The organism is Exiguobacterium sp. KKT215, assembly GCF_055635335.1.
The window spans coordinates 163748-181714 of the sequence record NZ_CM145756.1 but is presented as its reverse complement, the minus strand read 5'-3'; the positions used below and the strand labels follow the sequence as shown (position 1 = coordinate 181714).

22 protein-coding genes and 1 riboswitch are annotated in these 17967 nt (G+C 53.3%); of the genes, 7 read left to right on the top strand and 15 right to left on the bottom strand.

Features of this window, described 5'->3' with window-relative positions; translation table 11 throughout:
* Position 1: 1 nt before the first annotated feature.
* The gene (locus ACZ2GZ_RS01045) at positions 2-922 is read right to left on the bottom strand and encodes an AAA family ATPase (RefSeq protein ID WP_214715810.1); all 921 of its coding nucleotides are present in this window, start codon (positions 920-922) and stop codon (positions 2-4) included.
* A gap of 98 nt (positions 923-1020) precedes the next feature.
* Between ACZ2GZ_RS01045 and ACZ2GZ_RS01040 the strand changes: the two genes are divergently transcribed.
* Entirely contained in the window at positions 1021-1713 is a 693-nt protein-coding gene (locus tag ACZ2GZ_RS01040) for a hypothetical protein (RefSeq protein WP_214715812.1), read from the top strand.
* A 92-nt stretch (positions 1714-1805) separates the two neighbouring features.
* The gene (locus tag ACZ2GZ_RS01035) at positions 1806-2552 is read left to right on the top strand and encodes a hypothetical protein (protein WP_214715814.1); all 747 of its coding nucleotides are present in this window, start codon (positions 1806-1808) and stop codon (positions 2550-2552) included.
* 1 nt (position 2553) lies between these two features.
* Here the strand turns inward: ACZ2GZ_RS01035 and ACZ2GZ_RS01030 are convergent, their stop codons facing one another.
* Complete coding sequence (locus ACZ2GZ_RS01030; RefSeq protein WP_214715816.1) at positions 2554-3522, bottom strand: aminoglycoside phosphotransferase family protein; 969 nt, start codon at positions 3520-3522, stop codon at positions 2554-2556.
* Between the two features lie 42 nt (positions 3523-3564).
* Here ACZ2GZ_RS01030 and ACZ2GZ_RS01025 point away from each other — a divergent pair, with 42 nt between their 5' ends.
* From ACZ2GZ_RS01025 to ACZ2GZ_RS01015, 3 genes are all read left to right on the top strand, one after another.
* A complete protein-coding gene (locus ACZ2GZ_RS01025) occupies positions 3565-3885 on the top strand; it encodes a hypothetical protein (RefSeq protein WP_214715818.1) in 321 nt (106 codons plus the stop codon).
* 24 nt (positions 3886-3909) lie between these two features.
* A riboswitch (TPP riboswitch) is annotated at positions 3910-4008 on the top strand.
* Positions 4009-4072: 64 nt separating this feature from the next.
* The gene (gene thiW, locus ACZ2GZ_RS01020) at positions 4073-4561 is read left to right on the top strand and encodes an energy coupling factor transporter S component ThiW (protein ID WP_214715826.1); all 489 of its coding nucleotides are present in this window, start codon (positions 4073-4075) and stop codon (positions 4559-4561) included.
* Between the two features lie 63 nt (positions 4562-4624).
* Complete coding sequence (locus ACZ2GZ_RS01015) at positions 4625-4891, top strand: hypothetical protein (protein ID WP_021065870.1); 267 nt, start codon at positions 4625-4627, stop codon at positions 4889-4891.
* Here ACZ2GZ_RS01015 and ACZ2GZ_RS01010 read toward each other — a convergent pair.
* Positions 4886-5365, bottom strand: a complete 480-nt coding sequence (locus ACZ2GZ_RS01010; RefSeq protein ID WP_214715828.1) for a GNAT family N-acetyltransferase — start codon at positions 5363-5365, stop codon at positions 4886-4888. The two genes, ACZ2GZ_RS01015 and ACZ2GZ_RS01010, sit on opposite strands and share 6 nt — an antisense overlap.
* A complete protein-coding gene (locus tag ACZ2GZ_RS01005) occupies positions 5347-5847 on the bottom strand; it encodes a YcxB family protein (protein ID WP_165569440.1) in 501 nt (166 codons plus the stop codon). The genes ACZ2GZ_RS01010 and ACZ2GZ_RS01005 overlap by 19 nt, the downstream gene beginning before the upstream one ends.
* Positions 5848-5940: 93 nt before the next feature.
* On the opposite strand from ACZ2GZ_RS01005, the gene ACZ2GZ_RS01000 reads away from it, so the two are divergent.
* Together ACZ2GZ_RS01000 and ACZ2GZ_RS00995 are read left to right on the top strand one after the other, a co-directional pair.
* Entirely contained in the window at positions 5941-6339 is a 399-nt protein-coding gene (locus tag ACZ2GZ_RS01000; protein ID WP_214715830.1) for a VOC family protein, read from the top strand.
* A gap of 113 nt (positions 6340-6452) precedes the next feature.
* Complete coding sequence (locus ACZ2GZ_RS00995) at positions 6453-8282, top strand: LTA synthase family protein (RefSeq protein ID WP_214715832.1); 1830 nt, start codon at positions 6453-6455, stop codon at positions 8280-8282.
* A gap of 19 nt (positions 8283-8301) precedes the next feature.
* Here ACZ2GZ_RS00995 and ACZ2GZ_RS00990 read toward each other — a convergent pair whose 3' ends face one another.
* From ACZ2GZ_RS00990 to ACZ2GZ_RS00940, 11 genes are all read right to left on the bottom strand, one after another.
* Positions 8302-9186, bottom strand: coding sequence for a VOC family protein (locus ACZ2GZ_RS00990; RefSeq protein ID WP_029594450.1), 885 nt, complete (start codon positions 9184-9186; stop codon positions 8302-8304).
* A 14-nt stretch (positions 9187-9200) separates the two neighbouring features.
* Positions 9201-9485 carry a putative quinol monooxygenase gene (locus ACZ2GZ_RS00985; protein WP_029594448.1) on the bottom strand — a complete coding sequence of 95 codons (285 nt, stop codon included), beginning with the start codon at positions 9483-9485 and terminating at the stop codon, positions 9201-9203.
* Between the two features lie 102 nt (positions 9486-9587).
* On the bottom strand, positions 9588-11045 hold the full coding sequence (locus ACZ2GZ_RS00980; protein ID WP_034779733.1) for a methyl-accepting chemotaxis protein: 1458 nt from the start codon (positions 11043-11045) through the stop codon (positions 9588-9590).
* 147 nt (positions 11046-11192) lie between these two features.
* Positions 11193-13853: an MMPL family transporter gene (locus ACZ2GZ_RS00975; protein WP_214715834.1), complete on the bottom strand. Its 2661-nt coding sequence runs from the start codon at positions 13851-13853 to the stop codon at positions 11193-11195.
* 3 nt (positions 13854-13856) lie between these two features.
* Complete coding sequence (locus ACZ2GZ_RS00970; protein ID WP_021065862.1) at positions 13857-14300, bottom strand: MarR family winged helix-turn-helix transcriptional regulator; 444 nt, start codon at positions 14298-14300, stop codon at positions 13857-13859.
* An 85-nt stretch (positions 14301-14385) separates the two neighbouring features.
* On the bottom strand, positions 14386-14889 hold the full coding sequence (locus ACZ2GZ_RS00965) for a GNAT family N-acetyltransferase (protein WP_214715836.1): 504 nt from the start codon (positions 14887-14889) through the stop codon (positions 14386-14388).
* Entirely contained in the window at positions 14877-15350 is a 474-nt protein-coding gene (locus ACZ2GZ_RS00960) for a YfbM family protein (RefSeq protein WP_214715837.1), read from the bottom strand. The genes ACZ2GZ_RS00965 and ACZ2GZ_RS00960 overlap by 13 nt, the downstream gene beginning before the upstream one ends.
* A gap of 72 nt (positions 15351-15422) precedes the next feature.
* Positions 15423-16355 carry an NAD(P)/FAD-dependent oxidoreductase gene (locus ACZ2GZ_RS00955; protein ID WP_251135309.1) on the bottom strand — a complete coding sequence of 311 codons (933 nt, stop codon included), beginning with the start codon at positions 16353-16355 and terminating at the stop codon, positions 15423-15425.
* 67 nt (positions 16356-16422) lie between these two features.
* A complete protein-coding gene (locus ACZ2GZ_RS00950; protein WP_214715840.1) occupies positions 16423-17109 on the bottom strand; it encodes a DUF975 family protein in 687 nt (228 codons plus the stop codon).
* A 96-nt stretch (positions 17110-17205) separates the two neighbouring features.
* Positions 17206-17412, bottom strand: coding sequence for a helix-turn-helix domain-containing protein (locus tag ACZ2GZ_RS00945; protein WP_029594441.1), 207 nt, complete (start codon positions 17410-17412; stop codon positions 17206-17208).
* A 10-nt stretch (positions 17413-17422) separates the two neighbouring features.
* Positions 17423-17902, bottom strand: a complete 480-nt coding sequence (locus tag ACZ2GZ_RS00940) for a DUF2975 domain-containing protein (protein WP_214711172.1) — start codon at positions 17900-17902, stop codon at positions 17423-17425.
* Positions 17903-17967 lie beyond the last annotated feature (65 nt).

The window sequence follows — 17967 nt, the reverse complement described above, 5'->3', positions numbered from 1 at the left end:
GTCAGCCCTCGACCGGCACGGACACGGTGTCTAAAATGTGGGCGATGACGTTCGCTTTCGAAGACTTGATGCCGCCTTCGAGTGTCAAACTGATGCGATGGGCGAGCACGTACGGCGCCACGGCTTTGACGTCTTCCGGGATGACGTACAGTCGGCCGGCCAAATAGGCATAGCTTTGACAAGCACGGAGCAGTGCGATCGCACCGCGTGGGCTGACCCCGACCTCGACGGACGCGTGCGCCCGGGTCGCATGGACGAGACCGAGCATGTAATCGAGGACATCATCCTGAATCGCCACTTGTCTCGCCTCGGCCTGCGCTTCTTGCAGCGCGACGAGTGACGTCACGGCCTCAATCCGTTTACGGGTCTCGGTCAACACTTGCAGCAACAGTTCCCGTTCTTCGGCGGCGTCCGGATAGCCGACGGGAATCGAGATGAGGAACCGGTCGAGTTGCGCGTCCGGGAGCGGGAACGTCCCGGCCGATTCAATCGGGTTCTGCGTCGCGATGACGAAGAACGGTTTCGGCATCGGATACGTCTTTCCGCCAATCGAGACTTGTCGTTCTTCCATCGCTTCGAGCAACGCCGACTGGGTGCGCGGTACGGCCCGGTTGATTTCATCAATCAGGACGACGTTCGCGAAAATCGGACCTTGCCGATGGTCAAAGCCTTGCGTCTGCATATTGAAGTAGTCGGTGCCGATGACGTCGGACGGGAGCAAATCGGCCGTAAACTGGATGCGCGAGAACGTCCCGTCAAAACTGCCGGCGATTGCTTTGGCGAGCAACGTCTTCCCCGTCCCGGGTACGTCCTCGAGCAAAATATGTCCTTCGGCGAGAAGCGCCGTGCAGCAAAGGCGGACGACCTCGTCCTTTCCTAAATACACTTCGTTCAACTGTTTGATGACCGCTTCGATTCCCATGTCGTTCCCCTCCGTTGGTAGATGTCTTATTCGAAGTTTACCTGTTTATGGTAATATAGACAATAAATAGTCTGAACATTCTGGTAAGGAGGTAGAACATGAAGTGGGCGTCTCGATTTATCGGGTTCTTGATCGTGACAGCTTGTCTCGTGGTGACGTTCGTCTTCGTCAGCAAGGAGACGTTCAGTTGGTTTCAAACGATCAATACCCCTGCTCCAATGAGTATGATTGAAATGGGCAAGCCAGAAGAAGCCCCACCGCCAAAAGGGGGTATCGATTTAGGCGCTACCGATGAGAGGGGAAAAGGCGGAGAACGGCAAGAGAAGGAAGACATGCTGAAATTCACGTTCGGTAGCGGCAATGGCGATGCTCCCGGCGGACTCGGCACATTGTTCGCCTTTCTTGCCGCTATCGGGTTGACCGTCTATGGCGTGCGTAAATGGCTACATCGTCGACGAGGAAAAGGATTCACGTTTTCTAGTAGACAGAATGCCTTTGCGCCACTGTCTCTCAACGCGGACACATCGATTGAGGCACGGACGTTCCCGATGCTCACGAATATCGAACTGAGGGATTGGCTGATCACGTTCAACGCGTCGCTCGCCCCTGAGTTAAAGCTTCGAACGAATGAGACGGTCGTCGACTGGTTCGAACGCATCGAGCTGACGGATATCGATGCCTCGCTCTATCATCTGATTCGTTATGGTCCCGCATCCGATCGCGACATCCCGTTCGAGCAGCAACAACGATTTTACGAGGCACTCGACCGTTACTTGAAGCGGCAACCCTGAGCGAGAAAGTACCCGGGTTCTCAATGACTGGCAAACATGCTACGATCATTGATAACAGGAAAAAAATGTAACTTTCTTAGGAGGTTTGATTGATGAAACGCCTAGGCTTGCTCGGGTTCAGTGTGTTTTTACTGACCGGGTGCACCGATTCCGTTGAGCAACCCATCGTTCCAGCCGATACAAATGAGCCGTCGTCCGAAGACATCACCGCTTGGACGCGAGAAGATTTTAAAGACGTCTTCGACCAATATGAAAAAGTCCCGCCGCTCTTGAAGGCACTCGAGAACGATGGACTCACCCCGTTCCGCGAGACGTTTGAGCACGTCGTCATCGCCGGCGACGGCATCCAGCATACATACGCCGATATTCATCCGTTCAAACTCGATGACGGCACGTACGCCACCGTCTATGAGAGCGAGAACGGGGACATCGCTAACGGTCCCGAGTCGGTCGCCCCGCTGTTTTGGCAAGAAGCATCGTTCCTTCAATTCGTCGAAGAGATTGAAAAACGGAAATATGGGACGAGTGCCCCACCGACGGACGTCATCCTGACCGAAGATGAATTCCAGACGCTCTATAATCGCCACGCCTACACATCCGCGCTCATCGTCGAGCTCAACGAATGGGGCGTACAACTGGCGCGCGATCCGCTCGAGAACGTCATCATCGCGGGAAACGGGGTCAAGGAAGTGAAGGCCGATTTGATCGTCTTTAAAGTCGAGGGTGGCTACGCCATCGTCTACGACCGAGACGGTGAGATCTTCAAAGGGCCGGAGTCGATTGCTCCGCTGTTTTGGAGCGAGACGGATTATGAAAACCTACTCGAGAAACATGAATGACTTATCGGAAGCGTCGTTTCAAGTCCCGGTACTCGAGTAGCAAATTTAGCCATTGCGCCGGCTTATCGCTCGACTCAGCTACATCGTACCGGTATCTCGTCACATACACATGCCACGACAAGGCACGATAGACGCAACCGAGCTCCTCGGCGATCAGTAGATGACGCCAAAGTACGTCCTTGGGTGCGACGCCGCTCCACGCTTCCAAGTAAACCGTACGCATCGTTTGAATCTGTTTATACCAGGCGACCTCGTCTTCTTCCGGCAATAAGTCGTACAGCGCGTTCCAAAACACGCGCACGCTGAAAAATGGGTGCGTGACCGTCGCGTCGCCCCAGTCGAGGATACACAAATCATTCGTCCGTTCCCGCCAGAAGATGTTGCCGCCGTGCAAATCACCGTGCTCGAGACTCATCGGCATCCCAATCGCCAGCTCATCGCACATGGCGATCAATTCGTCTTGAAGCGCGAGCATGGCCTCGGCTTTGTATTGCTCGAGCCCGACACAGAGCTCAGGCAAATATGTTTGGATTTCATCCTTCAATGTGGCCGGTCGCCGGTCCGGGACGCCGAGAGACAAGTAGGTCTCAATCTGGTCGATCTCTTGTCGCTGCAACTGTGCGTATTGGCGCAACGCCGCTTCATATCGACTCACGTCCGGCCGTGCACGTAACGCGTCTCCGCCGATGTCTCGCATGAGTAGCCAATTCTGAGCTGAATCGATGGCGATGACGTCAGGCACGAAATCAGGATGCCGCTCGGCCAGAAACGCCGACAATCCGGCCTCGCCGCGGCTGATATCGGTCACCGCTTTGGCGTAGTAACGTTCCTCATTGAGCGCGCCAACAAGCAAGTACGTCAAATCGGTATCTTTGATCACGTGCCACCTCGCATTCGGCACGTTTGCCTCAATCCATCGTTCGAACCGTTCACGAAACGATCGGTCACGCCATGGGATTGCCTGTCTCATCCTGTTCACCCTTTCTTTCATCATCTCCTAGGAGGAAACGATATGGACGTTGTATATTACTCATACCCGGTCGATGCCATCTTGTATATGTACTTAGGGGCGACGGCCGTCGTCAGTCTCATCATCGGGCTGCTCGTTTGGCGTCTGTTCAAGCGCCGAGCTGTCGGCTTTTGGACAACGCTCGTTCTCAGCTTTTTCGGGCTGTCGCTCTCGCTCGTCTGGTTTCAAAACGCGTCCGTCGCCGTGTTCATGGGGACACTCCCGTGGCTGATCAATCTCGTCTTCTCCCTTTTGTTGTACGGCCTATTCATCGGCATCATCTATGTCACGTTCCGACCACGAAAGCTCGACCGCGTCAAATGACGGTATGCTATACTCATGTTAATAAACGACCACTAGGGGAGCCTTCGGGCTGAGACGGCATGCGCCGGACCCTTCGAACCTGATCTGGCTCATACCAGCGTAGGGAAGTGGTGTGGGATTCGTCTGTCTTTCCACGCCACTTTTCCACTTGGAGAAGTGGCGTTTTCATTTTGAAAGGAGACTATCTATGCGTATTCAACAACTCACTTGGATGGCGATGCTCGTCGCCATCGCCGTCATCGGTTCCCTGTTCATCTCGATTCCGACCGGTGTCGCCCGTGCCTATCCGATTCAACACATGGTGAACGTCATCGCCGCCGTCACCGTCGGACCGATCGGGGCCGTTCTCGTCGCGTTCGTGACCGGACTCGTCCGTGTCATGACCGGTACCGGGTCGCTCTTGGCCTTTCCCGGAGGTATGATTGGGGCGCTTTTGGCCGGGGTCTTCTATATGAAGACGAACCGCGTCGCCTTCGCCGCATTCGGTGAAGTCATCGGGACAGGCCTCATCGCCTCGCTCGTCGCCGTCCCGTACGCCAAGGTGTTGATGGGGAGCGAGTTCGGGGCACTGTTCTTCTTCCCGGCCTTCCTTGCGTCGAGTGTGACCGGGGCCGTGCTCGGCTGGATCGTCTTGGCTCGGGTCAAGCAATTGCGACCGCTCACGGCGAAGCGATAAGTACTTCCCTCCCACTGATATTAAATGGTAAAATCAGGATATCAGATATTAGGAGGTCATGTCTTGAATCGATTGACGCTATTACTGGCTGCCACCGCTTGCCTGTTCATATCCGGTCTCTTGTACACGCTTGAACGCATCGCCACGTTCACCCGCTGGAATGCTCAAATTGCGACGGGCACGTTCTCCAGCGAGCCGATGTTCGTCGATGTGCTGCTCCAAAACGTGTTCATCTCGATTTTCGGAGTGGCTGCTATCGTTCTCTTTTTCAAAGCGGGCAGTGCTGTTCAAGGCTCAACGACGACGAAAACAGGGACGGCCGACTTATGACGGCTGTCCCTGTTTGACGTGATACACCCAAATCTCTTCCCCGTTCGCCTCATCAATCAGGCCACTGTCGACAAATCCCCCCTTCGCATAGAACCGTTTCGCCGGTTCGTTCATCGGATGCAGACTGAGGATGAGGTCATCGACATCGAAGCGTTCTTTCATCCACTGAATCGTAAGTTGTAAACATGTTGAACCGATGCCTTTCCCTTGCTCTGTCACATCGATCATAAATCGATCGAGCCAGATGTAACGATCCACCTTGTTCTCGGCCCCAATCATCATGAAGCCGACGGGATGCTCATCGCGACAAAGCGCATAGCACTGCCACGCATATTTGACATCGGTTTCCATCTCGCGAAGCGATTCGGCGTTTGTTTCGATAAAGCGAGCTTGGTCAGAAGCGACGGTCAAGGCGACAACAGCCTCCCGGTTTGTGTCATCGACAAGTTGAATCGTCAGCGTATCGGCAGCCATCGGCGCACCTCTTCCATGTCCAGTCCGCGCTTCGGCAAGATATAGGCGCTGACCGAGGAGTTGTATAGATACACATAATCGTCCTCCTCGACGACTTCCTTGATTCCTGCCCATGACACACGCGTCTCGCCGAACTCATTTAAATCGCGCAGACCAGTCTCCTCCAAATCCATCGTGTGGGGACCAATCATGCCTTCGTTGCTGCGTTCGTCGATGAGACGCCGCGTCTGCTTCCGGACATGCCGTTCAAAGTATTTCGGATAATACAGGAACCAAAGAATACTCGCTACCCCGTATATGCCATATAGCCACCAGTCCGTCTCTTGGAGCCACGTCGCCAGCACGAAAGCAGCGCCTAAAAAGATAAGTGGTCCGATGATTCGCTGTAAGAGGATCATCCGCTTTCCTGTTTTCGAACGTTTAATATGGCTCAAGTTGAACCGGATATAGTCGTCTTCTGTCAATTCGTATTGGATTTTCATCATCATTCCCTCCTTGGTGTCCTATACGTCTCACGTGAAGAAAAGTTCCGTTCAGAACGTTGATTGGATAAACTAAAAGAAAGGAGTGACATCATGAAACAAATCCACCATCTCTGCATCCAAACGCCCGACTATGAGGCATCCAAACGATTTTATGAGGCGCTCGGCTTCGAGCTCGTCCAAGAGTCACCCGACTTCCACAGCCGAGCGTTCAACAGCTGGCTCAAACTTGGCGATTTCTATATCGAGCTTCAAACGGCAAAAATCGCCGAGACGTTGTCGCCTTATTCAAAGCACGTGGCCGGCCCGGTCCACTTCGCGCTTTATGTCGATGACCTCGAAGCGGAAGTGAGACGGCTAGAATCACTTGGCGTGACGTTCCTACCAAAGCACGGCGGGAACATCTACTTCGTCGTCGATGGATATTTAAGTAAACTAAAAGCCCCGGAAGGCACGATTATCGAGCTCCGGGACACGTTTGTCATCAAGTGAGGCGCTGCCTCGCTTTTTTTATTGCCAAAATCGCACACCCTCATGTTTTTCGCCGTCTTCGAACAGGTACATGACAGAGAACACACTTTGTCCGTAACGTTTGGAGGCCTTTCATGAAATATCTCGATTATTGGAGTTACTTATCGCTCTCCCTCGCCAAGCTGTTTCTATTCAGTCTGTTGACAGCGAGCGCGTTCGACCTGCGCTTTTTGTTCATCAATCTAGCGACCATCTTGATGATGACGAGTTGGGCGCTACTCATAAAACAACAGACGCGCCGCTGGATTTTGTTCACGTCGCTGTTTCTGCACAGCACGCTCCTCATCTCGGACGTCTGGTACTACCGCTATTTCGGTAACTTGCTGTCGGCCGCCCTACTGTCTGATATCGGCCAGATGGGAGACGTCGGGGGCGGCTTTCTGACACTGATTCAAGCGCCCGACTTCATCTTGTTCACGGACTTGCTCGTCTACGCGGCTGTCCTCCTCTATATGAAGCGACACCCCATCACGGAACCGAAACGTCTCGGTCGCCGTTTGGCGGTCGCCGGTTTTCTTATCGGCTTCATCGTCTTTACCGTCCCGACCGTCGTTCATTACGCCGAAACAGATCACCGGAAAAGCTCGATTTCGAATATGCGCGAGTATTATCAGCTCGGCTTTTGGGGCTATCACGGCCTCGATGCATTCCGCGGCATTCAGGACGCCCTTCATCTCGATGACGACCTGACAGAACGGGAGCGCAACCAAATCGAAGCGTTAGCGACCGAACCAGTTGAGACCACAGCCGATACGAACGTCATCGTCGTCCAACTCGAGTCGTTCCAAGCGTCCGTAATCGGCCAGACGGTTAACGGGCAAGAACTGACGCCGAATCTGAATGCGCTCCGCGATGAGATGCTGTATTTCCCGAATTTTTATCATCAGACGCACGAGGGACGGACGTCTGATGCGGAATTCACCGTCAACGCCTCGCTATACCCTGTCAAATCGGGGTCGGTATACACGCAGTATGCGACGAACACGTTTGACGCCTTGCCTGAGCTGTTACGACGAGCCGGCTATGATACGGCCGCGATGCATGCGTTCGACAAGGAGTTTTGGAATCGTGCCAACTTCTATGAGCAGATTGGCTATAATCACTTCTTCCACCAAGACGATTATCCGGCCGATCCGGTCATCGGTATGGCCGTCGGCGACAAGGAGTTTCTGACGACATCGGTCGACCACTTGGACACGTTGGACGAGCCGTTCTATTCCTTCATGGTCGCGTTGACGAGCCATACGCCGTATGAGATTCCGGACGAGGAGAAACGGTTGGATTTATCGGAATACGAGGACCCGCTCCTCCAAGACTATTATCATACCGTCCACTACACCGATGCCGCCGTCGGTCTCATGATTGAACGACTGAAAGCCAACGGAACGTGGGACGACGCCTTGGTCGTCTTTTATGGCGACCACGACAGCGGATTGACCGCTGCCGGTGACGAGATGGCCGTAAAAGCAGATGCCGACTCCACGGTCGATTTGTTCCAGCTTGACCGCTCCGTCCCGTTATTCATCAAACCGGCCGGACTTGAACGAGGTCAGACGGTGAAGGTGAGCGGCGGTCAAGTCGATTTGGCCCCGACCATCCTCGATTTGCTCGGGATGACACCGACGTACATGCTTGGAAATTCGCTCCTCGACGACGAGCCCAATTTGACCGTGTTCCGGAACGGCTCGTTCCGCTACGACGACCTCTATTTTGTCCCGGATTTGACAGAGCCGGTCGGTGGCGGCATGTGTTATTCGGTCGAGACCGGTGATGACTTACCGCTTCAAGCATGTGAACCATACATTGACGAGGCCGCCGAACAGCTTCGCTTATCCGATACAATGATTGAGAAGGACGCCCTGTCCGACTTCACAGCAAACGACAAACAAGCCGCCCCGAAGTAATCGGGACGGCTTGTTTTGGTCAGTAGACGTTTCGTAACGCGGCGACATCGATTTTCTTCATCGGTAAGAACGCTTGCGTCACTCGCGCCAATTGTTCCTTTGTTCCGGTCGTCAGCATCTCTTCCATCTCCCAAGGCACGATTTGCCAGGAGACACCATACCGGTCTTGGAGCCAGCCGCACTGTTCCGCTTCCGGGACGGCCGACAGCTTGGCCCAGTACTCGTCAATCTCGGCTTGCGACTCACAAAATGCGATCAGCGACTGCATCTCATTGAAGGCGAATTGATGATTCTCCGCGCTGTCCATGGCGACGAACTCGCGTCCGGACAAGACGAAGCGGGCGTAATTGAGCTTCCCTTCCAACTCTGGACCGTCTGTCGCTTCGTAACGAATCATATGGTCTTCGAGCACATAAGAATCCGGGAAGATGGAGATCCAGTCGTTCATCGCCGCCTCGGCCCGACCGAACACGTCTCCGACGAACAAGAAGCACGGGGTCACCGTCTGGATGTCCATCCCGCCGCTATGCATGATTTGCCAGGAGACACCGTACTTGTCTTTCAACCAGCCGTAGCGCTCACTGAAATCATACGTGTCGAGCGGCATGAGCACCTCTGCCCCCTCCACAAGCTCGTTCCACAGCGTCTCCACTTCTTCCGACGTCGGGAACGCAACCATGTATGAGATGGACGGGTTGCGCTCCTTCAGCGGACCAGCACCGAGCAGTTGAAAGAACTGTCCCGCCAGCGAGACGGTCACAATCGTCGTCTCACCTGATGGCGTATCCGTCAGTTTCGTCGTATAGTCGACGAATGAATCAGGAAATCTCGACACGTACCACTCCGCAATCGCCTCGACGTCGCCTTCGAACCAAATGCACGGGATAATCGGTTGAGTAATCATAATCTTTTCTCCTTTCAGACTTCACGCAGACGGTACACGTCACGGACGGCGAGTAGCGTCTCAGCTGCCTTTCGGTATGCTTGGTAATGTGGTGAGTTGATGTGATGGTCAAGCGCCATCTCGTCTTCGTACTTTTCATAGAACACGAACGTGCCCGGGGCATCGATTGACTCATGGAGCACATACGTCAGGCACCCCTTCTCTTGTCGCGACGGAGGAATGACCTCATCGAGCGCTTGCCGTAACTCGTCCTCTTTCCCCGGATGTGCCTTCAAAATAGCGGTGATTGTAATTGCCATATGCGATTCCTCCTCATTTTAGGACTGACGCAAAACTGTTCCCGTTTTGGAAGAGATGTATACGCAAATGGACACGCCTATTTGTAAAGGCGTGTCCATCGTTTAGACGAGTTCGTTCGCAATCTCGTTCAGTTCTTCAATTTGATCTTTCAACGAAGCTAACGCTTCTTGCTGTGACATCGTCAGCACATGAACGTCTTGACTGTTCACTTCGAGCGCTGTCATTAGTGCCGACATTTGGGAAGTCACTTGGTGAACTTTGTTCAGTTCTGATGCGACGACTTGGAGCTGTGTCGACGTCTCATCCACGGTGCTTGCGACCGTTCCTGTCGTTTGGATCATGGAGAGAATCGATGTCCCGCTCTTACGGACTTGTTCTTCCTGCGTCGATAAACGTTCTGTACTACCGTCGATTGCACGTTCCGTCACTTGCACCTCCTGCATGACGAGTTGGATAATATCATTGATTTGAGATGAGGCTTGGGCCGTTTGAGCCGATAGATTCCGAATTTCGGACGCGACGACTGCAAATCCTTTTCCGTGTTCCCCCGCTCGCGCTGCTTCAATTGAAGCGTTGAGCGACAGCAGGTTTGTCTGAGACGAAATCTGCTGGATCGTACCCGTGATGGTCCGCACTTCTTGGAAACGCTCCGCCAATCCTTTAAACGCATGATTGACTTCACTGATACTTAAGTTCAGTTCAGCGAGCGACCGTTCTGTCGAGTCCATATTTTCATGCGATACATGAGCGTCCTGCAAGACCCCACTCACTTGAGACGTCGTCTCCTGGAGCTGTTGTTGCATCCGCTCAAACGCCTGTACAGTTGAACGAATTTGCGAAGCGACGTTTTGAATCAGACCTGCTTGTTCCGACGTCCGTTTCGTCATCAAACCGATTTGTTCTGTCACTTGCTCCGAAGCATTTGTGACAGAGTCGACTGAATCATTCATCGTGAAGACGGCCCCATGAAGTGTGGTCGCACTCGCTGTCGTCTTCGCCATCGTTAGCTCGATTTCGCTAGCGTGTTGTTCTGACTTTTCTTGTTGCGTGAACGTCTCATGTAACAACTTCGCACCAAAGAATGACACAAAGTATGCGCCAGACAAAGCCATTGTGAGCACAGTGAACCAAATGACGAGATCGAGCGGCGTTTCAAATGAAAAACGCCCAATCAATACAGCTCCGACCGATACGATAAGCGCGAGAATGCTGCCGTACAGCACAAGATGCCGATTCAAGTACATCAACATCAATACGATATACAGAAAGACGATATTTTGAATCGCAGTACCTGGCAGCGTCAAGATAATTGCTGAAGCTGCAATGTACATCAACGTGACGAGCCCATACTTCAACCAAGTATGTTCCACATAGAAGCGATGGCCCAGCCATGATGCGGCTTGAATGACACCGCCTATCAGAATAAAATTGACTGCGCCTTGCCCCGCGAGCTCCCCCATCCAATACAAAACACCCATGATCGGATAAGAGAGGAAAAATAAAATAATCACCATGCGCGATACAAACAACGAACTCATTTTTTCAAAATGATTCACCATAATTATTGCCTACTTTCAATAGAATAAAGATCTATATTATATTTCGGCGTATTTTTATTAATCTCAAGTCCGTCTTTCTCCATTTCGCTGACATTGACTCAACAAATAAAAACAGCACAACAATTGTTGTGCTGTCCATCGCAAAATTTAGTCTCTATCTTTACTTTTTTGTTTGAACGGCCACCATACCCCGTCCCCGAACGATACCGTGATTGCTGGGATGAGCAGTGGCAACACAATCAATCCGTATAACAACAGTCCGGTGATGACGATCGTCGCAATCTGGACGAGACTGAGCACGCCAGACGGGATCATCGCCCCGAACGTACCGGCAAGAATGACGGCCGCGGTCATGATGACCGTCCCCATCTTCGTCATCGAATGGACGAGCGCGTCGCGCACCGTCATTCCGTTAATCGACTCCTCGCGGAACCGGTCGAGCAGGAAAATCGAATAGTCGATGCCAAGCGCGATCAACATGACGAATCCGAAGAACGGAACGGCCCAACTGATGCCGTCATAGCCGAGTCCTTCGACGAAGATGAGCTCCGTGATGGCTGCTGACGTGTAATACGTCAATAAGAGCGAGCCGATCATATAGAGCGGCATGATCATCGACCGGAACAACACCGTCAAAACGATGAACAGCGTCACGAGCATGATGGCGACGGTCCGATTGAAGTCGTTCGTCGACGTCTCATTCAAGTCGCTGTTAATGCTCGAGATACCGGCATACCCAATCGTTGCCTCCGCGAACGGCGTATCGGTGACGACCCGGTCCATCGTCGCTTTCACGGTCTCGACCGTGTCAATCGCTTCCGGCGAATATGGGTCCATCTCGAGGATGACTTCGAGCTGTGTCGCCGTCCCGTCGTCAAATACGTAGCGCTCGACAGCTGGAACGAACTCCTCTGACGTGAGCGTCCCTTCCGGTAGATAGACGCCCGTATCGCGCAGGCTGTCCGAGCTACTCAGGTCTGATAGGAATGCTGCCACTTCATTGATGCCTGTCTCGATTTGAACGAGCCCTGCGTTCGCTTCACCGACACCAGCAGCGAGTTGTCCGAGACCCGTTCCGAGTTCCCCGGCTTGGGCGCCTTGTGCTGTCAATGCCGTAGCTGCCTCGTTAATGCCTGCCTCGATTTGACCGAGACCGGCCGACACTTGCCCGAGCTGCGTTACGGTCGCAGGAATATTTTGCGTCGCCGTGAGTCCTTGGCCAATCAGACCGAGCTGAGCGTTCAATTGACCGAGTCCCGCTGCCGCTTCCGCGAGCGGGGCACCGGCGTTCGTTGAACCGCCCGGCAATTGATTGACGACGGCGTCAAGACCAGCTTCCACTTGCGTGAGTCCATCCTGGACGTCACCGAGGCCAGTCTCGGCTTCCGTCAATCCTGCACTCACTTGTTCGAGCTGGGTGTCCACGTAAAAGTCATCGATGACGTCACCGGTCGGACGCGTCACCGAACGGACGCCGCTCACCCCATCGATTTTTTCAAGTTCACTCGAGAACTTCTCGATATACGGAATCTCCGCTTCGGAGAGGTCGCCGTCTTGTTTCAAAATGACTTGGACCGGCAGCGACTCCCCTTGCCCGAATCCTTCTGAAATCAAGTTGAGGCCGCGTACGGAATCATAATCGTCACCGATCTCATCGACCGTATTGAATGACCGGGCATCGTCATACGTGAACAACACCGGTACGGTAATCAACGCGACGACGAGAATCGAGACGAACGGCCGATTGACCGAGATGCGGCTGAATCCGGCCCAGAGGCGGCTGTCGTGATGTTCGCCCGCCTTTTTCGAGGGCCAGAACAAACGATGCTTGAGCGTCGCCATAAAGAACGGCACGACCGTGAACAAGATTAACAGTAAGACAGCAATCCCGACCGCGACGGCGACGGCTGATTTGAAGATTGGGAAATCGGCGAAACCGATAGCCGCAAAGCCGACGAACACGGCGAGACCGCTGATGAGGACTGTCCGCCCTGCCGTTTTGTACGTGTTGACGATGGCATCTTCAATCGCGTGACCCGCGCCGAGCTCTTCTTTATACCGGCTGAGCAGCAAAATACAATAGTCGGTTCCAATCCCGAACAAGATGGCCACGAGGAAAATCTGCGTATAGTTCGAGACCGGGAAACCAAACCAATCAACAAAGAATGCGACGAACGATTGGCTCAATAAATACGTGAATCCGACCGCAATGAGCGGGATGAACGGTGTCACGATTGAGCGGAACACGAGTAGGAGCAGTCCGAAAATGAGGACGACCGTGATGATTTCCGTCTTCTTCAAGCCTTCCTGCGCACTCAAGTTCACATCGTTGTTGATGATTTCTTCACCTGTGATGTAGACCGTCTCGTCTTCCGGGAGAATGTTCGCCCGCACGTCGTCTGCGAAGGCGTTGATGTCTTCCATCGACCCTTCGACCGTGATTGGGACGAGCACGATGCGGCCGTCCTCCGAGACGAGCTGTGCTTCCGTCTCTTCACTTTCAAACGGGTCGAGTACGTCTTTGACGACCGTGTCGTTTTGTTCCATCTCGTCGATGACCCGGGAAATATCGGCCCGTTCGGCATCACCGAGCGTTTCGAACTCATAGACGAGTGAAATTGTCTTGTCGCTCTTCCCGGCGGCGTTCAAGATGTCCTGCGCCCGCTGCGAGTCCATATCCTCTGATAATTGGAAGCTGCCGGCTTGTTCGGCCTGCTTCGTCAAGTTCGGGGCCGCCACAAACAAGGCGGCTGTCAAGACGATGAGACCGATTAAGATGCCCCAGCGCCATTGGATGATTTTATGCACGTGTTATTCCTCCCCAATTCGAAGCAGCTGTTTAATTTTCCGGAACGTCCGGACGAACTGTTCGATTTCTGTCTCTTCGATGTTTCCGTCGAGCAACGATTCGACATAACGGTAGACGGCCGCATCCGCTTCTTCGACGATGCGATGTCCGGCTTCCGTCAACTCAATCAACCGCTCGCGCTGGTCATGCCCGCGTCGACTGACGACGAGCTCTTTGTCGACGAGCTTTTTTAACCGGTTGGAGACGGCGCTCTTATGAACTCCTTGTTTTTGGGCCAATTGCCCGGCTTGAATCGGACCGAACTGTTCGAGCAGCTTGAGTAGCTGCAGTTGTTCCCGCGAATAATCATGCCAGACGTCACCGTCCATTGCCTCGATGACATGCTCCGCACCTTGGAACATGACCTCTTCGAACAACTGGACGGCTTCCCGCATCAATTCTTTCATTTTGGTTTACCCCCTAAACTAGATAAAGATAGTTTATGTCCTAAACTATCAACCGTCAACTAAAACGCCCGATGAAATCGTTCCTTCACCGGGCGAGTGGATACACATATGTATAAAACGTCAGCGTTCTTCCTGCCCATTCCAGCTGTCGTGCCTCGCCGTCACGGATAAAGCCGGCACGCACTAATACGCGCTGGGACGCCACGTTGTCGCTTGTCGTCTCGGCTCTCAATCGTTTGAATCCAGGCAACTCGAACATCAGCAATTGGCGCAGGGCCGCCGTGGCATACCCGCGGCCCCCATGCTCCGCCCCGACCCGGTAACCGACCTCACCAGTGTCGGCATCGGTGTGATGGACGTTCAGACGCCCGACGATTGTATCGTCGTACCACATCAAGTAATAGCATCCGTCCCCGTCCGCCTGCTCGCTCAATAGTTGCTGCAATGCCTGATGGAATGATTCCGGCTCATAGTAGGCGTCGCCTCGGCTCGGGACCGAGCGTTCGAAGTGTGTGCGATTCGTGCACTCGAACGCATACAGCAACGCCTCATCTTGAAGACGCAACGCCTTTACGTTTACCCGATCCATGTGACGAGCGCCTCCCGCTGTCTTGACGCCTGGGCGAAGACACGTTTCAACTCATCGAACTGGTCCAATAAATACTGTTTTTCCTCGAGTCCCCACTCACGTTCAAACGGATACAGTTCCTGCTCATTCATCGTCGTGACATCGTAACGCGCTTCTAGCGCCCCCAGCTCGATGTATTGAAGCCGGGTCGACAAGTCCTCCACTTCCCCCGGCGTCAAATAAGCGATGCCCGTCTCCCCGTCGATAACGTCGCCGCCGAAGACTGCCTTGCCGAGCGAATGACGGTCAATCTCGTCCAAATCGGTCTCCCCGGTCAATAAAAAGTACAGGCCGTGCCACGCCTTATCGATATCGGTCTGTCGTTCCTCGTCTTCCAACAGTTCTTCGAAGCGGTCCGGCTCTTGAAGCAGTTCGGTCAACTCTTCGCTCGATACCCGCATGTATGCGCCAACCATCCCCATGTCTGATTCCCCTCTCCAACTCGTATGTCTGACTATTCGGCACGGTCATGAAAAAAACCTTCCGAAGAAGGTTTAGCGCATCGCTTCCGCGACACGGATTCCTGAGACGTATGCACTCTCAAATCGCGTTCGACCTGAGGCGTCGTCCGGTTCGAGGAAGACGTCACCGGCCAAGAAAATCGGCTCGTCACGCAATCGATGGTAAGGCCCGTTCCAGACGTCGGTCGCCTGCGCGTAGCGCCACCGTTTCAACTGTCTCGATTGAATCACGGCTGAACCTGTCACCGTTTGCAACAGTCGCTCAATCTCACGAAGCGTGTCTTCGTTCGCTCGTTCATACCACTCCTCGCTCCACGACTCGTCCATGTAGACGCTGACGAGTTCGGTCGCCGAGATGCCTTTTTGGCGGTTGTTGATGACTTTTAGCAGACCTGGCGCCAAGTCCGTATCGAGAATCCCGTCCGGACCGATGCTAATCTCGCTTCTGAACTCGAACAAGCCGACAAACGTCGGGGCGTACGTCAATTCACGCAACGCCGCATCGACTGAAAAGTCTGTGAGCAAGTCGAGTGTCTGTGGGAGCGGCGACGTGATGAGGAGACGATCATACTGTCGCGTCGTCACATCCGTCTGGACGCTGACCTGACCATCTCGTGTCGTGACCGTCTCGGCCCGTTCGTTCAAATGGACGGTCAATCCGTCAGCCAACCGTTTGGCCAAGACGTTCATCCCGTCGACGGCGACGTAGCGCGGATACGGGTCGGCGTACCACACGTTGACCCACCCTTTCGTCTGCCAGTCGGCGACATCTTGTTTGAGTTCTTCCCCTCGTACGGTGAAATAGACAGCCCCGTGATCGGCTTTGCCGTCTCCGATCCGTCTCGTCGCCAAGCGTCCCCCGACGCTCCGACTCTTTTCAATCAATTCAACTGTATGACCGTGACGGGCGAGGTCGCGTGCTGCGACAATCCCGCTCAGTCCGGCACCAATAATACCAATGTTCATGTCCATTCCCCCTTCTGTCAGGAAGATTGTATCATGACCGAGGACCCGTCGCCGGAACCGATGCGCTTCACGCCGATCGATTCCATTGCTCATCATACTCACGGCGCGTGTCTTCATACATGACAGCGAAACGGCTGACGATGAACGGGCGAATCAGTGTCAAGGCAACGAGGTAAATCCACGATCCGAGAAACATCATGTCGAGTTGTATGAAAAAAATCCAACCAACTAGATACATCGGGATGAAAGGCAAAATCAGTTTGAACGCATCCCACTTTCGTCCGCGCATCAACGTCCGTGATTTCGTGATCGCCTCTGTGATGGACAAATCGGGCTCGTCGCGCAAGATAAAGAAGGTGAAGGCGTACGAGAAGTACTTCACGATGCCCGGTACAAGTAGTAACAATGACCATAGCACTTGGAACAACATGACGAGCAATCCGGCAAGCAAATGTTTACCGTAGCGATGTCGGAACGGCGTAAAGACATCGCGTAACGACGACGACTTCCCGCGGACCGTTTCTAACATCAACCAGTTGTAACCGATGATGACCGGGAGCAGTCCCGCGTACAAGATGAGACCCGCTAGACTGATCAGAGTGAGTGCCAATGAATCATATTCGAACCCGAAATAATACGGATCCATCATCAATCCAATCTCTAATACAATCGAGCACACAAATGACCAGATAATCAATGTACCCGTCTTCCCTTTTACTGCGGCGCGCGCCCGTTCATTCCATGTCTGAATCATCTTGTTTCCCCTTTTCGTTCTTCTTTCCTGTCTTATACGCAACGTGATGGAAAATGTTTCAAACTCCACAAAAAAACAGGGCAATCGCCCTGTCCATCAATCTTCCCGATATTCTAAAATGTCGCCCGGCTGACAGTCGAGCGCCTGACAGATTGCTTCGAGCGTCGAGAAACGAATCGCTTTCGCTTTGCCGGTCTTTAAAATCGACAAGTTCGCCATCGTGATGCCCACTTTTTCAGACAGCTCGGTCACACTCATCTTTCGTTTCGCCAACATTACGTCAAGATTTACGATAATCGCCATATGTCTCACCTCAGACCGTCAAATCATTTTCTTGCTTCATGTCGATGGCACGCTTCAATAGTTTCTGTAACAGTTCCGCGAATACGGCGACGACGAACGCGGCAAACACAAAGACGAGCCCGATGAGAAGGAACCCAGGCGCATCATCTCGCTCGGCGAACCAGTAGAAGAACGGGAGCGTTCCGATATAGACGGCCGTGATTGCCAACGCACAATACTTGATTGTGCGGAGTGATTGGACAGCCCGATACGAGAACCCTTCGTCGCGGTCGATCAACCGGAGCAGCATGAACGCTTGGAACAACGCAATGAAGAACGGGATGGCCGATACATACATACCAATCACAATCGGACGAATCGAGTCCTCAATCCAACTCCCACTCTCGACCGCCTCGCGCCAAATGTACGGAAGTAACAACAAGCAGGCCGCCACAATCGGGACAGCCAGAACGAATACGGCCAACCGTAAAAAAACCGTCTCTCGTTTCATGATTCAGACACCTCACCTCGTTTGATACCTTCATCATAATCTGTTTTTTATTGTTTATCAATAAA

Excerpts from the sequence above, each read along its gene's own strand:
- ACZ2GZ_RS01030 (WP_214715816.1), bottom strand. The coding sequence starts at position 3,522 with ATGAGACAGGCAATCCCATGGCGTGACCGATCGTTTCGTGAACGGTTC.
- ACZ2GZ_RS00955 (WP_251135309.1), bottom strand. The coding sequence starts at position 16,355 with ATGAACATTGGTATTATTGGTGCCGGACTGAGCGGGATTGTCGCAGCA.
- ACZ2GZ_RS01005 (WP_165569440.1), bottom strand. The coding sequence starts at position 5,847 with ATGAAAATCCAATACGAATTGACAGAAGACGACTATATCCGGTTCAAC.
- thiW (WP_214715826.1), top strand. The coding sequence starts at position 4,073 with ATGCGTATTCAACAACTCACTTGGATGGCGATGCTCGTCGCCATCGCC.
- ACZ2GZ_RS00950 (WP_214715840.1), bottom strand. The coding sequence starts at position 17,109 with ATGATTCAGACATGGAATGAACGGGCGCGCGCCGCAGTAAAAGGGAAG.
- ACZ2GZ_RS00980 (WP_034779733.1), bottom strand. The coding sequence starts at position 11,045 with ATGGTGAATCATTTTGAAAAAATGAGTTCGTTGTTTGTATCGCGCATG.
- ACZ2GZ_RS00940 (WP_214711172.1), bottom strand. The coding sequence starts at position 17,902 with ATGAAACGAGAGACGGTTTTTTTACGGTTGGCCGTATTCGTTCTGGCT.
- ACZ2GZ_RS01035 (WP_214715814.1), top strand. The coding sequence starts at position 1,806 with ATGAAACGCCTAGGCTTGCTCGGGTTCAGTGTGTTTTTACTGACCGGG.
- ACZ2GZ_RS01000 (WP_214715830.1), top strand. The coding sequence starts at position 5,941 with ATGAAACAAATCCACCATCTCTGCATCCAAACGCCCGACTATGAGGCA.
- ACZ2GZ_RS01010 (WP_214715828.1), bottom strand. The coding sequence starts at position 5,365 with ATGGCTGCCGATACGCTGACGATTCAACTTGTCGATGACACAAACCGG.
- ACZ2GZ_RS00970 (WP_021065862.1), bottom strand. The coding sequence starts at position 14,300 with ATGAAAGAATTGATGCGGGAAGCCGTCCAGTTGTTCGAAGAGGTCATG.
- ACZ2GZ_RS01045 (WP_214715810.1), bottom strand. The coding sequence starts at position 922 with ATGGGAATCGAAGCGGTCATCAAACAGTTGAACGAAGTGTATTTAGGA.
- ACZ2GZ_RS00985 (WP_029594448.1), bottom strand. The coding sequence starts at position 9,485 with ATGGCAATTACAATCACCGCTATTTTGAAGGCACATCCGGGGAAAGAG.
- ACZ2GZ_RS00945 (WP_029594441.1), bottom strand. The coding sequence starts at position 17,412 with ATGGCGATTATCGTAAATCTTGACGTAATGTTGGCGAAACGAAAGATG.
- ACZ2GZ_RS01025 (WP_214715818.1), top strand. The coding sequence starts at position 3,565 with ATGGACGTTGTATATTACTCATACCCGGTCGATGCCATCTTGTATATG.
- ACZ2GZ_RS00995 (WP_214715832.1), top strand. The coding sequence starts at position 6,453 with ATGAAATATCTCGATTATTGGAGTTACTTATCGCTCTCCCTCGCCAAG.
- ACZ2GZ_RS00990 (WP_029594450.1), bottom strand. The coding sequence starts at position 9,186 with ATGATTACTCAACCGATTATCCCGTGCATTTGGTTCGAAGGCGACGTC.
- ACZ2GZ_RS01040 (WP_214715812.1), top strand. The coding sequence starts at position 1,021 with ATGAAGTGGGCGTCTCGATTTATCGGGTTCTTGATCGTGACAGCTTGT.
- ACZ2GZ_RS00960 (WP_214715837.1), bottom strand. The coding sequence starts at position 15,350 with ATGGGGATGGTTGGCGCATACATGCGGGTATCGAGCGAAGAGTTGACC.
- ACZ2GZ_RS00965 (WP_214715836.1), bottom strand. The coding sequence starts at position 14,889 with ATGGATCGGGTAAACGTAAAGGCGTTGCGTCTTCAAGATGAGGCGTTG.